Raw genomic sequence first — 13418 nt, forward strand, 5'->3', positions numbered from 1 at the left:
TACCTCATCTACACGAACAAGACGGAGAAGGAGGTGCGCGGATGACCGCCACGACGACCGAGCCGGTCCCCGTCGCCGAGGTCATCCCGAAGCGGAGGAGCACCGGTCGGGCACCCGGCACCGAGGGGACGGCGCTCGGCAGGACGGCCCGCTACGCGCTGCTGCTCGCCTTCGTCATCCTCATCTTCATCCCGCTCTACGTCCTGCTCGTGACGAGCTTCAAGACGAGCGGGCAGGTCACCGCCAGCGATGCCTGGACGCTGCCGTCCGTGTGGTCGGTCGCGGGGTGGAAGGCCGCGTGGTCGGCGCTGGCCCCGCCGCTGTGGCGCTCGGTCGTGCTGGCCGTCTCCGTCGCCGTCCTGTCCGCGATGCTCGGCTCGCTCAACGGGTTCGTCTTCGCCAAGTGGCGGTTCCGTGGCGCGACGCTGGTCTTCACGCTGTTCCTGTTCGGGATGTTCATCCCCTACCAGGCGATCCTCATCCCCCTGCAGGGCATGCTGATCCAGATCCAGTCGATGCCCGGCATGTCGTGGTTCGACGGGATCTGGAAGCTGATCATCGTCCACGTCATCTACGGCATCCCGATCTGCTGCCTGATCTTCCGCAACTACTACGCGACGGCCGTGCCGACCGAGATCCTCGAGGCCGCCAAGGTCGACGGCGCCGGCACGCTGCGGACCTTCCGGTCGATCGTGCTGCCGATCTCGGCACCGGCGTTCGTCGTGGCGATGATCTGGCAGTTCACCTCGGCGTGGAACGACTTCCTCTTCGCGCTGTTCCTGACGAACCGCAACAACGGGCCGGTCACCTACGTGCTCAACGAGCTCGCCGGCGGCCAGAACCCGGACTACCCGTCGATCATGGCCGGAGTCCTGCTCGCGTCGCTGCCGACACTGCTGGTCTACGTCATCCTCGGGAAGTACTTCGTCGGCGGCCTGATGAGCGGCTCCGTCACGTAGCCCGTCCCCGCTTCGCGGGTCCGGTGGTCGAGCCGCGGCTGGGTTCCCACAACCGACCTCGGGGACGCACCCGGGGATCGATTCGTGCGGTCCGGGCCCGACGTCATACACTGGCGCCCGGCACCCCACGTGGTGGTACCTCTCCGAACTCCCCCAGGGCGGGAACGCAGCAAGGGTAGGAGAGCTCTTCCAGGTACGTGGGGTGTCCTTTCGTTTCGTCTCGTCGCTGTGAGGTGGGTGCCGTGGTCCATCGTGATCCCGGAGTCCCTGCCCCGCCGGGAGCGGCTGTGGCCCGGCGGGCCGTCTTCACGGCGTTCGCGGTCAACGGCGCCGCCCTCGCCGCCTTCGCCTCCCGCGTCCCCGACATCAAGCACAGCCTGGGCCTGACCGCCGGCCAGCTCGGCGTCACGTTGCTCGCCCTGTCGCTCGGCTCGGTGCTGGGGCTGCCCCTGTCCGGCTGGTTCGTCCACCGGTTCGGGGCGGCCCGGACGGTATTGGGCGCCGGGCTCGTGCTGGCCGCCGGCCTGCTCCTCATCGGGGCCGGCGTGAGCGTGCTCGGAAACCGGGCCGTCGTGATGGGGGCGCTGTTCGTCACCGGGCTCGGCGTGGGCGTCTTCGACGTCGGGATGAACCTCGAGGGTGCCTCCGTGGAGCGGCTGCTCGGCCGGTCGATCATGCCCCATTTCCACGCCATGTTCAGCGGCGGAACCGTGCTGTCCGCGCTCGTCGGCGCCCTCCTCTCCGGCCTGCACGTACCGGTCGGGCCCCACCTCGCCGGCGTCGCCCTCCTCCTCGTCGCCGTGGTGCCGTGGTTCCTCCGCACCTTCCTGCCGCGGACTGCCGAGCAGTCCGACGAGGAGTCGGTCGCGCCCGACCGAGACCCCGGATCTGGCTCTCGGGAACCGGCGAAGGCGGGCATCGGAGCGGCCTGGCGAGAGCCGAGGACCTGGCTCATCGGTGCCGTGGTGTTCGCGGCGGCCTTCACGGAGGGCACCGCGAACGACTGGGTCGCGGTCGCCTTCGCGGACGGCTATGACCTGCCGCGCTGGGCGGGGGTGCTCGGCTTCGCCGTGTTCCTCACCTTCATGACGGTGGGCCGGGTCGTCGGGACGCGCCTGCTCGACGCCTACGGACGGATTCCGGTGCTGCGTGTCCTCTTCGTGGCCGCGGTCGCCGGGTGCGTCCTCGTCGTCTTCGGCGGACCCGCCCTGGCCTTCGTCGGCGCGGCCGTATGGGGTGTCGGCGCGAGCCTCGGCTTCCCGGTCGGGATGAGCGCCGCGGCCGACGACCCGCGCCGGGCGGCCGCGCGCATGAGTGTCGTGTCCACGATCGGCTACAGCGCCTTCCTCGGCGGACCGCCCCTGCTCGGCTTCCTCGGCGACCACGTCGGTGTGCTCCACTCGCTCCTCGTCGTCGGCGCGATGGCAGTCATCGCCCTGCTCCTCGTGCCGGCCGTGCGCCACGACCGGCGCACGCCAGCCCCGTGAGCTGAACCGGAGGGCGGGGAGAGGCGCGTCGCTCAGAAGTACTCGGTCATGTATGGCGCGCCGCTGAAGACCGCGTCAAGCGCGCAGTCGTCCTCGGGGTTGCCTCCCGTGACGAGGCCGGCCTGGCGCAGCCTGGGCATCGGCCACCCGCACCAGAGGGCAGCGAGCCCGCGTGGGCCCAGTCGGGCCGGCGGCCTGTCGACGGCAACGGGCCCTTCAACCGAAAGCGGCCCTTCCGCGGGGAGCGGCCTCTCGACGGGCGTCGCGCGGGCCGACCCGCCCGAGACCTCGAGCCGCCAGGTCCCGGAGTTGGCCGGCAGGTCCGGGTCGTCGACGGCGAGGTGGACCGTGGTCGCGAGCGCCGGTGAGAAGCCCCGGGCAGCGACGGCGCGGGGCAGGTCGATGATCCGCAGCATCCACAGGTGCTGCTCCACGTCGTGCTTCGCCTCGGCCCCGGCAATGAGCGCGACCGGGTCTCGCGGGTCGAGGTGGGCCTGCACGGTCGGCGCGGCGGATGACCCGGAGCCGACCACCGACCACAGTGCCGCCGCGGCCTCCCCGTTGTCCGCCACGAGGTCGTCGACCTTGAGCGTCTCGTCCGCGAGGGAGTAGGTCACGAATCCTCTTGGCCCGCTGCCCCGCCCGTCGTGGACGTTGGCGATCGTCTCGTCGTCGGCGAGCTGCACCCGCCACGACTCGGGACCGGGCAGACGCGGCCCGCTCACGCGGCCTCGTTCCTGCTCGGTCCGCATGAGGGCGTGGAGTAGCTCCGCGTCGTCGGGTCCGGCCGGTCGGGGGCGCAACCCACCCGAGAGCGAGCGGAGGCCGCGGAGGTCCTGGGCGGCATACGTGAAGCGGGGGAGCGGCCCACCGAACTCGTAGCCCACGCCTCGGTACAGCCCGGGTGCGGTGGGGAAGAGGCAGGAGATGGCGTCGCCGAGCTCGGCCATCCGGGCGAGGAGGCCGCGCATGAGGAGCGAGGCCACCCCGCGACCGCGCGCCACCGGGTCGACGTAGACCCCGGCCACGCCGCCCATCGGCTGGTGGCGTCCGCCCCATACCTGCTCGAACGGGCGCGCCCGCCCGGAGGCGAGCACCCGGTCGTCCCCGTCGACCACGGCGAGCATCCGGCCACCGAGCGTCTCGTCGGCCACGCGCCGCCACCAGCGGTCGCCACCGTCCGGGAGCGGTCCGAACGAGCGGGCCCGGATGCGCAGGATCGCCGGCAGGTCGGCCTCGGTCACGTCGCGGACACGCAGCTCCGTCATGCCCGTGACGCTAGCGGAGGCGGACTGCGGGCTCCGCCGCGGTCGACGTGCCGCCTCATAGCCATCCGAGGTATGAAGAGGGCATGGCAAGGTCAGGCTTGATCTACGCGGCCGTGATGGTTGTCGTCGTGATCGCGGTGGACATCCTGTTCTTCCAGGACCGCTTCTGGCCGCGGCTGATGGCGAACGTCGGGATCGTCCTGGTGTTCGGGGCGTTCTATCTACGGTTCTTCAGGGGTTCCTGAGCGAGGGACGTGACCGTCAGACGCGGTGCTCCTCGCTGAGGCGCTGCCCCCGGCCGAGGCCCCACCCGACGAGGACCGCCGCGAGCAGTCCTGCCCAGAACAGGCCGGTGACGGCGGCTCGGGCCAGGACGAACCCGACGGTGCCGTGGACGAGGACGGCGAGCCCGGGCAGGACGTACCAGCCGATGAGGATGGCCGGGCCGGAGGAGTCGGCCCGGAACATCGACCGCGGCGGCGAGCCGCGGAACGCCGCGAGCAGGTGGCCACCCGCCAGCACGGCGACGAGCACGACCACCAGACCGACGGCGCCGGCGGACACCGATCCGACGACGACGGCCGCAACGGCGAGCCCGCCGCCGAGCGCCACGAGGGTCAGTGCGCACGGCACCACGAGATGGGCGACCGACTCGGTGCGCGGCGGGATCCCGAGGAGGGGAGGTGTCCCGATCGTGTCCGCCTGTAGGCGCAGTCCCTCGGCCCATGCCCCGAAGCCGAAGTAGGCCGGCACCAGACCCACTGTCAGTGCCACCGCCGGTGCGACGGGGTGGGTCAGCGCCCACGAGATGACCACGGCACCAATGGCGCTGAAGCCCAGGCCGGTCCAGAACGTCGACGGGAGCCGACGGAGCCCGAGCAGGTCCCGGCGGACGATGACGGAGGTTGGCCCGCCGGGCCGCAGCCGTGCGCCTCGGCCGTGCCGGATGGGCCGGGCCAGCTGCAGTTTCGCGGTGCGGAGGTTGCCGGCGAGCACGGACCCGCCGATCGTCGAGCTGTTGGCCGCGTGGCGTCGCAGCACCTCGATGTGCAGGTCCCGCAGGGCGGTCCGGCCCCGGAACAACGTGGCGAGACCACGCCCGGCCCCGGGCCACGAGCGCACCTGCCCCCACAGCCACAGGGACGCGCCCAGCCAGCCGAGGACGGCACCGGCGAGCGTGATGAGTGCAGCGGCATACCAGGACGTCATGCCGGCGAACGCCACCCCCGCGCCAACGGTCACCCCCGCGAGGGCGCCGAGGAAGACGCACAGCCCGAGCGGGAGGCGCCACCAGCGCCCGACGGCGACGGCCCGGTCGATGGGGGCCGTGACGACGTGGTCGATCCATGGCAGCGGAGGGACGACCGGACCGCGATAGGCGCCGGCGACGAGCATCGACAGGAGGATCGCGACGATCGCGGCGGCAAGCACCCCGAAGGCGAGCGGGGTCTCGAGCTGGGCTCGCAGAGCCACCGGGTCCGCGGTCTTGACGACGGCCTGGACCACGGGGAACCCGTAGGCGAGTGCGCCGAGGAAGGCGACGTACCCGGCATACCAGGCCTGGCGGCGGCCTTTCCGCCCGGCGTCGCCGCCGATGACCCAGTCGGCCTGGCCGACGAGCTCGTGGTCGTCGACCTCGAGGGCAGCCGGGTGGGCGGCTTTCATCGCGCCGGCGCGACGTCGACGACGCGGTGGGCGAGGGCCTCGGTCATCTCGGGGTCGTGGCAGGCCATCACGACGGTCGCCCCCTCCGCCGCCCGCTGGCGGATCAGCTCGGTGACGGTGCCGCGCTTGGTCGTGTCGAGGCGCTGCTCCGGCTCGTCGAGCAGCAGCACGGAGCTCGGCCGCGAGAACGTGAGCGCGAGCCGGAACAGCTGCTCCTGCCCCGAGCTCAGCTCGTGCGGGAACCGGTCGTGCAGGTGGTCGATCCCGAGCCGGGCCATCAGGGCGAGGCCGCGCTCGTCGGAGGTGTTCGGGTCGCCGCCCCACGTCGAGTCGACGAGGACGAGGTGGTCGATCAGGGTGAGGTCGCGGTAGGCCGTCGGCGTGCCGATGAGCGCGGCGACCGCGGCCCGGATGCCGGGCTTGCGTTCGTCCGCGGTGATGCCGCCGATCGTGGTGGTGCCGACGGTCGGCTCGAGGAGGCCGCCGACCATCCGCAGGAGGGTCGTCTTGCCGGAGCCGTTGGGGCCGCGCAGGACGACGCACTGCCCGGGGTCAGCGGCGACGGTGGTGGGCAGGACGAGCGTCGTGGTGTCGATCGTCTTGCCGACGCCGTCGGCGCGCACCTCGCCGCGCAACAGGGTGATCGTGGTCATGTGGCCTCCCGCTCCGGTTCCTCGCGATGCCACCGTATGCCGCTGACCCGCCTCCCGGTGCACGACCGGGTCACGGGTGCCGCGTCAGCCGCCGACGCTGGCCGGCGGACCGACGACGAGGGCCACGCCCGTCAGGGCGGCCACGGCGACGAGGCCGACCGCGACGGCGACCGCCGGCCGGGCGAGCAGCACGTGCAGCACCCGCTCGACCCCGTTCTCGGGACATGCCTCGGCGTGGCCGAGCCGCCAGCCGCCCTCGAGGGCGCCGGCGCGCTCCATACGTCGCTCGAACCAGACGGTGAGGAACGGCGGGACGGCACTGGCCAGGCCCAACAGGCCCTGCCGGGCGGTCCACCGCTGGTTGACCGCCACGAGGACGGTGATCAGGCAGAACGCGATGAAGACGATGCCGTGCACCATCCCGAAGATCCGGACACCGAGGTCCGTCGTCCTCGTCACGTACTTGAGGAGCATCCCCAGCAGGAGCAAGGCCCACGAGACCACCTCGGCGAGGGCGATGCGGCGATAGAGGGTGCGGGGCGACATGGTTCTCCTACGGGATGTCGTAAAGGTCGGTGGCCCCAGTGTCACAAACGCCTACGGAAGAGGGTGATCGCGGATCCCGCAAGAGGGCGAGACCGCGACCGGGCCGGTCGGGGCAGGTGGGGGTTACGGTCGAGCCATGAGCGACTTCGAGCACCTCCTCGTCAGCCGGGACGGCGACACGGTGACGATCACGATGAACCGCCCTGCCCGACGCAACTCCCTCTCGGAGGAGCACCTGGCCGAGCTGCTGCAGGCCTTCCGGGAGACGGCGGCCACCGATGCGACCGGCATCGTCCTCGCGGCCAACGGGCCGGTGTTCTCCGCCGGGCACGACTTCGGTGACGTCGCGGCCCGGGACCTCACCGGCGTGCGGGACCTGCTCCGCCTCTGCACCGACCTCATGCAGACGATCGAGACCCTTCCCCAGGTTGTCATCGCTCGCGTGCACGCCCTCGCCACGGCGGCCGGCTGCCAGCTCGTCGCCTCGTGCGACCTCGCCGTCGCGGCGGAGTCGGCCGGGTTCGCGCTCCCCGGCGGCAAGGGCGGCTGGTTCTGCCACACCCCGGCCGTGCCCGTCGCCCGGAGCATCGGCCGCAAGCGCCTGATGGAGATGGCCCTCACCGGTGACGTCGTCGACGCGCCGACCGCGCTCGACTGGGGCCTGGTCAACCGGGTCGTGCCCGACGCCGACCTCGACACAGCCGTCGCCGAGCTGCTCGCCCGCGCCACGAAGGGCTCCCGCGCGAGCAAGGCCCTCGGCAAGCAGACCCTGCACGCTCAGCTGGGGCGCCCGGAGACGGACGCCTACACGATCGCGGTCGAAGTCATGGCCGCCGCGTCGCAGCTCGCCGGCGCCAAGGAGGGCATGGCGGCATTCCTCGAGAAGCGCCAGCCCAAGTGGCCGGACTGAGCGGTGAGCTCTCAGCGGCACACGGGTGACGTATACCGCTGAGTCGACCCGCACGAACGCCGGCCTCCGCTCACACCCTCCCGACCTGCCCCGCTCAGCGGTGCCCAGGGCCCGCTGCCCCGCTCAGCGGTGCAGGGGGCCCGCTGCCCCGCTCAGCGGTGCAGGGGGCCCGCTGCCCCGGTGAGCGGGGCAGGTGACCAGCGTGGGGGATGGCTCCCGTGCCGCTCCTTCTTTGGGGCTGATGTGCCGGATGGGACCCGGCGCCCGGTCGCGGCTCCACAGGGGGAGCGAGCGGCGTAGGTGAGGGTCGGTGCTGGCGGTTAGGGTTTTCGCCATGGCCACCGCCCTGTACCGCCGCTACCGGCCCGAGAGCTTCGCCGACGTCATCGGCCAGGAGCACGTCACGGAGCCGCTCATGCAGGCCCTGCGGACGGCGCGGGTCGGGCACGCCTATCTCTTCAGCGGCCCGCGCGGCTGCGGCAAGACGACGAGCGCGCGCATCCTCGCGCGCTGCCTCAACTGCGAGCAGGGGCCGACGCCGACCCCGTGCGGCAACTGCGATTTGTGTGTGGTGCTGGCCCGCGGCGGGCCGGGCAGTGTCGACGTCATCGAGATCGACGCGGCGAGCCACGGCGGCGTCGACGACGCCCGTGACCTGCGCGAGCGCGCGAGCTACGGGCCGGCCCAGAGCCGCTTCAAGATCTACATCATCGACGAGGCGCACATGGTCACGCCGCAGGGCTTCAACGCCCTGCTCAAGATCGTCGAGGAGCCGCCGGAGCACGTGAAGTTCGTCTTCGCGACGACCGAGCCCGAGAAGGTCATCGGCACGATCCGGTCGCGGACCCACCACTATCCGTTCCGGCTCGTCCCGCCGGCGAAGCTCATCACCTACATGGAGCGGCTGCTCGAGCAGGAGGGCGTGGCCGTCGAGCCGGGCGTCCTGTCGTTCGTGTCACGGGCAGGCGGTGGGTCGGTGCGTGACTCGCTCTCGGTTCTCGACCAGCTCATCGCGGGCTCGGGCCCGGAGGGCCTCACCTACGACGGCGCCGTGTCGCTGCTCGGCTTCACCGACGCCGAGCTGCTCGACGCGACGATCGACGCGCTCGCAGCCGGCGACGGGGCCGCGACGTTCCGGCAGGTCGACCGGGTCATCGAGTCCGGCCACGACCCGCGGCGGTTCGTCGAGGACCTCCTCGAGCGGCTGCGGGACCTCATCATCGTCGCGGCCGTCCAGGAGGGCGCCGGCCAGGTGCTGCGCGGCGTCCCGGAGGACCAGCTCGACCGGATGCGGGTGCAGCAGGCCGCGTTCGGCCCCGGGGCCTTGTCTCGAGCCGCCGACATCGTCAACACCGGGCTGACGGAGATGACCGGTGCGACCTCGCCCCGGCTGCAGCTCGAGCTCATCTGCGCACGCATCCTGCTCCCCGGCGCCTCCGGAGAGCAGGGGTATGCCGCTCGCCTCGACCGCATCGAGCGCAGGCTGGAGGTCGGTGGCGTCCCGAGCGGTCCCTCGTCCCGGCCCCTCCCGCCGTCCAGTGAGCACTCGGCCCCTGCCGCCGCGCCCGTTTCTCCTCCGTCGAGTGAGCGCCCCGCCCCGGCGGCCCCACCGGTGTCTCCTCCGTCGAGTGAGCGCCCGGCCCCGGCCGCCCCACCGGCCTCCCCGTCGAGTGAGCGTCCCGCCGCAGCCGCCACCGGCCGAGCCGGCGGGCTCGACACGGATGCCATCCGACGAGCGTGGCCGGACGTGCTCGGCCGCGTCTTCCAGATGCGACGGATCACCTGGACCTTCGTGTCTCAGAATGCCCAGGTCGTCCGTTATGACGGCCGCATCCTGACGCTCGGCATCGCCACGGAGGGGCTGACCAACACCTTCCGCTCGGGCAACCACGCCGAGATCGTGCGCCAGGCCCTCATCGACGAGCTCGGGATGGAGGTGATCGTCGAGGGGGTCCACTCACCCGACTCGTCCCCGGCGCAGCCCACCCACCATTCCCCGCCGGCGTCATCGTTCGGCGCCTCGGCGTCGGAGGGGCCTGGACCCGCCGCACCGCGGCAGACCGAACCGGCCCCGGCAGCGCCGTCCTCGCCGGCCCCCGAGGAGGCACGACCCCCGCAGCCCAGCCCGATGCCACAGGCAGCCGCACCGGAGTCGCGCACGGCGACACCGGCGCCGCCTGCGAGTGGCGATGCGATTGCCGATGCGGGACTCGCGCCCGCGCCGCCACGGCGCTCCCTGGAGGACAACGCCGGCTGGGGCAGCGTCACGGGACCGCCTCCCGACTGGGCAACCGGCCCTTCGGCCGGGGCCACTGCGCCTCAGCAGGACTCGAACACCGCAGTGACGGAAGCGCCTCCGGTCAAGGAGCCCTCCAGCCCGCAGCCTCGTAACCAGCCGGCGCCACGCGGCACGCGATCCGGGGCCGACGCGGTTCGAGCCTCGCTCGATGCGGCACGCCGCGCTGGCGCCCCGGCCTCCTCAGGCGCGGACGAGGTGCGCAGACCCCTCACCGACGACTCCGCCGTGAGCGACGACGACGAGGACATCGAGGTCTCCACCGACGCCGGTCGAGCGGTGATCGAGAAGGTCCTCGGCGGCCGGGTGCTGCACGAGTTCGACGAATAGCCTCTCAGCGCCATACCCCGACTACTACCGTCGGGAGATGGCTTTCGATGTCGCCGGCGATGCCTACGGCCGGTTCATGGGGCGCTACTCGGAACCGCTGGCGGCGAGGTTCGTCGACTGGCTCTCGCCGCCTGCTGAGGCGGTCGCGCTCGACGTCGGCTGCGGCCCTGGTGCGCTCACCGCAGTGCTCGTCGATCGCTACGGCAGTGACCGCGTCCACGCGGCCGACCCCTCCCCGCCGTTCCTGAAGGCGCTGCAGGAGCGGCTGCCGGAGGTCGACGTCCGACAGGCCGCAGCCGCGCAGCTGCCTTGGGAGGACGGCGAGTTCGATCTCACCCTCGCCTCCCTCGTTGTCCACTTCATGCCTGATCCGGTGGCCGGCCTGACCGAGATGCGACGCGTCACGAAACCGGGCGGCGTCGTTGCAGCGACCGTGTGGGACCTCGCCGGGCAGCGGGCGCCGGTCAGCCTGCTGCGTCTCGCCGCCCTGGACCTCGACCGCAGGGCACCCGGCGAGGAGGCCCTGCCCGGCGCCGTCCGGGGCCAGCTTGCAGCCTACTTCGACAAGGCCGGCCTCGTGCAGATCGAGGAGACCGAGCTCGAGGTGGCCGTGGCCTACCAGTCCTTCGAGGAATGGTGGGAGCCGAACACGCTCGGCGTGGGGCCCGCCGGGGACTATGTCCGCAGCCTCACGCCGCAGAAGCGCGACGCGCTGCGGGACCGTTGCCGTGAACGGACGGGCGAAGCGCCGTTCGAGATCCGGTCCACCGCATGGGCGGTTGCCGGACGCGTGTGACGAACGTCGCCCTCTCCACGCCCTCACCGTGGCTGGGTGCGGGCTTGCGAAGCGGTCCACCCCTAAAGTGGCCCCATGCTTTACAGCCTCGGCCGCGGAGTCCTCGTCCCGCTGAGCCGTGCGCTCTACCGCCCGGCGATCATCGGGACCGAGAACGTGCCCCGGACTGGAGGGGTCATCCTCGCCAGCAACCACCTGAGCTTCATCGACTCCTTCGCGATCCCGCTCGCCTCGCCGCGACAGGTCCGGTTCCTCGCCAAGGAGGAGTACTGGACCGCGCCGGGTGTCGGGGGCTGGCTCCGGAAGGGGTTCTTCGACGCCGTCGGCATGGTGCCGGTCAACCGTCACTCCGCCACCGCGGCCCAGGAGAGTCTCGACAAGGGTCTCGAGGTGCTGCGCGCGGGGGATGCGTTCGGGATCTACCCGGAGGGCACCCGGTCCCGGGACGGCCGCCTCTACCGAGGCCACACGGGCGTCGCATGGCTCGCACTGAACGCGGGCGTGCCCGTAGTGCCCGTCGGACTCATCGGGACGGACCAGATCCAGCCGATCGGGGCTCGGTTCCCGACGCTCGCCAAGGTCACCGTCAAGTTCGGGCAGGCCATCGACATCAGCCCCTACCAGGATCTGCCCGCCGGCAAGGCACGGCGCCAGCTCACCGACGACGTGATGGCGGCGATCGCCGGGCTCACCGGTCAGGAGCCGGCCGGCGGCTACAACCACGTGCCGACGAACCCGGCCGACTGACCCGGCGACCGCGAGTTTGTGACCGCTCGACCGAGGGATAGTGACCGGTCGGCGGAGCAGTGGTGGCTGTCGGCGGGGAGAGGTGCGAGGGCCTGACGGCTGCACGACATAGGGTGAGGTCGTGTACGAAGGCGCGGTCCAGGACCTCATCGACGAACTCGGGCGACTCCCCGGCGTGGGCCCGAAGAGCGCCCAGCGGATCGCGTTCCACCTGCTGCAGGCAGACCCCGAGGACGTGACCCGGCTCGTCACGGCGCTCACCGAGGTCAAGGCCAAGGTCCGCTTCTGCGAGGAGTGCGGCAACGTCGCCCAGGGTGAGCGCTGCCGGATCTGCGCCGACCCCCGCCGCGACCGCTCCGCGATCTGCGTGGTCGAGGAGCCGAAGGACGTCGTCGCGATCGAGCGGACCCGTGAGTTCCGCGGCACCTACCACGTGCTCGGCGGCGCGATCAGCCCGATCGACGGCGTCGGCCCCGACGACCTGCGCGTCCGCGAGCTCATGCAGCGGCTCGCCGGTGGCGAGGTCAAGGAGGTCATCATCGCCACCGACCCCAACCTCGAGGGCGAGGCGACGGCGACCTACCTCAGCCGGCTCCTGCGCACCACCGCCCCCGACGTCGCGGTCACCCGCCTCGCCTCCGGACTGCCCGTCGGTGGCGACCTCGAGTACGCCGACGAGGTCACCCTCGGGCGGGCGTTCGAGGGCCGGCGCCGGGTCGACGCGTGACCCGGCACGCGAGAGACTGAACATGGCCGCGGATCCCGCTCTGCGGCAAACCTCCACACACCCACAGGGGAAGGCCCGATGACCACCGAAGCGACTCCCGCCGACGACCTCACGCAGCTCGCCGACCTCACCGCGCAGGAGGCGAGCGCCTATCTCACGACCGTCACCGAGGTCGCGTCCGGCAGTTCTCCCGACACGGCGATCCCGGTCCTGACGCTCGCCCTGTCGCAGATCCTCGTCGCGGGCTCGCGGCTGGGCGCCATCGAGGACGTCGTGCCCGAGGAGCGCTACGAGGCCGACGCCGGCCCCGACGAGGACGCCGACCCGCTCCGCACCGGCCTTGCGAACCTCTTCAGCGGGATCGACGAGTACGCCGACGTCGTCGACCCGCTGACCTCTGCGGAGCGCACCTCCGGGGCCATCAGCAACGACCTTGCCGACATCGCGCTCGCGCTGACGCACGGGCTCAAGCACTACGCCGCCGGCCGCACGGTCGAGGCGCTGTGGTGGTGGCAGTTCAGCTACCTCTCCGCGTGGGGCGACCGCGCCTCGAGCGCCCTGCGCGTGCTCCAGTCGGTGCTGTCGCACCTGCGCCTCGACGCCGACGTCGAGGAGGTCGCCGAGGCGGAGTTCGACGCGCTCCACCCGTAGGCCCGACTGGTATGCCGCACAGCGGGCTCCCGCTCCCTGGCGCGGTTCCCGCGACACACCGGGCACCAGTACGGTCCGATGGTGGCAACCGTCGAGTTTGCCGCTGCTCGGTGCGTCTCAGGACGCGGCCGGGCCGGGTCGCCCGGATCGCGGCGTCCTTAGAATCGACACGGCCCAAGTCGAGTCGTCCCGGGAGTCAGTGTGAGCCTCGTCGTCCAGAAGTACGGCGGATCGTCCGTGTCCGACGCCGAGGCGATCAGGCGGGTCGCCCGCCGGATCGTCGAGACGCAGCGGGCGGGCAACAAGGTCTGCGTCGTCGTCTCGGCGATGGGGGACACCACCGACGACCTGCTCGACCTCGCCGAGCAGGTGACGCCCGCCCC

14 protein-coding genes and 1 other RNA gene are annotated in these 13418 nt (G+C 72.1%); 11 read left to right on the top strand and 4 right to left on the bottom strand.

Annotated features, from left to right (window positions below):
- The first annotated feature begins 41 nt into the window (after positions 1–41).
- The 3 genes from ACTHJJ_RS12855 to ACTHJJ_RS12865 all read left to right on the top strand — a co-directional run bounded on the left by ACTHJJ_RS12855 (position 42) and on the right by ACTHJJ_RS12865 (position 2446).
- Complete coding sequence (locus ACTHJJ_RS12855; protein ID WP_440303330.1) at positions 42–959, top strand: carbohydrate ABC transporter permease; 918 nt, start codon at positions 42–44, stop codon at positions 957–959.
- Positions 960–1075: 116 nt separating this feature from the next.
- An RNA gene (gene ffs / locus ACTHJJ_RS12860) (signal recognition particle sRNA small type) lies at positions 1076–1172 on the top strand.
- Between the two features lie 29 nt (positions 1173–1201).
- Positions 1202–2446 (top strand): MFS transporter, encoded by a 1245-nt coding sequence (locus ACTHJJ_RS12865; RefSeq protein WP_440303331.1) that lies wholly within the window; start codon positions 1202–1204, stop codon positions 2444–2446.
- 32 nt (positions 2447–2478) lie between these two features.
- Here ACTHJJ_RS12865 and ACTHJJ_RS12870 read toward each other — a convergent pair whose 3' ends face one another.
- Positions 2479–3714, bottom strand: coding sequence for a GNAT family N-acetyltransferase (locus tag ACTHJJ_RS12870; protein WP_440303332.1), 1236 nt, complete (start codon positions 3712–3714; stop codon positions 2479–2481).
- 83 nt (positions 3715–3797) lie between these two features.
- On the opposite strand from ACTHJJ_RS12870, the gene ACTHJJ_RS12875 reads away from it, so the two are divergent.
- Positions 3798–3959 (top strand): hypothetical protein, encoded by a 162-nt coding sequence (locus ACTHJJ_RS12875; protein ID WP_440303333.1) that lies wholly within the window; start codon positions 3798–3800, stop codon positions 3957–3959.
- A 16-nt stretch (positions 3960–3975) separates the two neighbouring features.
- On the opposite strand, the gene ACTHJJ_RS12880 is transcribed toward ACTHJJ_RS12875, so the two are convergent.
- The 3 genes from ACTHJJ_RS12880 to ACTHJJ_RS12890 form a co-directional block, all read right to left on the bottom strand.
- Complete coding sequence (locus ACTHJJ_RS12880) at positions 3976–5379, bottom strand: hypothetical protein (protein ID WP_440303334.1); 1404 nt, start codon at positions 5377–5379, stop codon at positions 3976–3978.
- Complete coding sequence (locus ACTHJJ_RS12885; RefSeq protein WP_440303335.1) at positions 5376–6032, bottom strand: ABC transporter ATP-binding protein; 657 nt, start codon at positions 6030–6032, stop codon at positions 5376–5378. The genes ACTHJJ_RS12880 and ACTHJJ_RS12885 overlap by 4 nt, the downstream gene beginning before the upstream one ends.
- 84 nt (positions 6033–6116) lie before the next feature.
- Positions 6117–6578 carry a DUF3817 domain-containing protein gene (locus ACTHJJ_RS12890; RefSeq protein WP_440303336.1) on the bottom strand — a complete coding sequence of 154 codons (462 nt, stop codon included), beginning with the start codon at positions 6576–6578 and terminating at the stop codon, positions 6117–6119.
- A gap of 136 nt (positions 6579–6714) precedes the next feature.
- Here ACTHJJ_RS12890 and ACTHJJ_RS12895 point away from each other — a divergent pair, with 136 nt between their 5' ends.
- The 7 genes from ACTHJJ_RS12895 to ACTHJJ_RS12925 form a co-directional block, all read left to right on the top strand.
- Complete coding sequence (locus ACTHJJ_RS12895) at positions 6715–7488, top strand: enoyl-CoA hydratase-related protein (protein ID WP_440303337.1); 774 nt, start codon at positions 6715–6717, stop codon at positions 7486–7488.
- A gap of 334 nt (positions 7489–7822) precedes the next feature.
- Positions 7823–10114 carry a DNA polymerase III subunit gamma and tau gene (locus ACTHJJ_RS12900; protein WP_440303338.1) on the top strand — a complete coding sequence of 764 codons (2292 nt, stop codon included), beginning with the start codon at positions 7823–7825 and terminating at the stop codon, positions 10112–10114.
- Between the two features lie 37 nt (positions 10115–10151).
- On the top strand, positions 10152–10910 hold the full coding sequence (locus ACTHJJ_RS12905; protein ID WP_440303339.1) for a class I SAM-dependent methyltransferase: 759 nt from the start codon (positions 10152–10154) through the stop codon (positions 10908–10910).
- A gap of 75 nt (positions 10911–10985) precedes the next feature.
- A complete protein-coding gene (locus ACTHJJ_RS12910; RefSeq protein WP_440303340.1) occupies positions 10986–11657 on the top strand; it encodes a lysophospholipid acyltransferase family protein in 672 nt (223 codons plus the stop codon).
- Positions 11658–11778: 121 nt separating this feature from the next.
- Positions 11779–12384: a recombination mediator RecR gene (recR, locus tag ACTHJJ_RS12915; protein WP_440303341.1), complete on the top strand. Its 606-nt coding sequence runs from the start codon at positions 11779–11781 to the stop codon at positions 12382–12384.
- A gap of 78 nt (positions 12385–12462) precedes the next feature.
- On the top strand, positions 12463–13035 hold the full coding sequence (locus tag ACTHJJ_RS12920; protein ID WP_440303342.1) for a DUF5063 domain-containing protein: 573 nt from the start codon (positions 12463–12465) through the stop codon (positions 13033–13035).
- A 201-nt stretch (positions 13036–13236) separates the two neighbouring features.
- Positions 13237–13418: amino acid kinase family protein (locus tag ACTHJJ_RS12925; RefSeq protein WP_440303343.1), on the top strand; the 182-nt coding region annotated here is incomplete at its 3' end.

Source organism: Intrasporangium sp. (genome assembly GCF_051961875.1).
In the GTDB taxonomy this organism is placed as follows: Bacteria; Actinomycetota; Actinomycetes; order Actinomycetales; family Dermatophilaceae; genus Intrasporangium_A.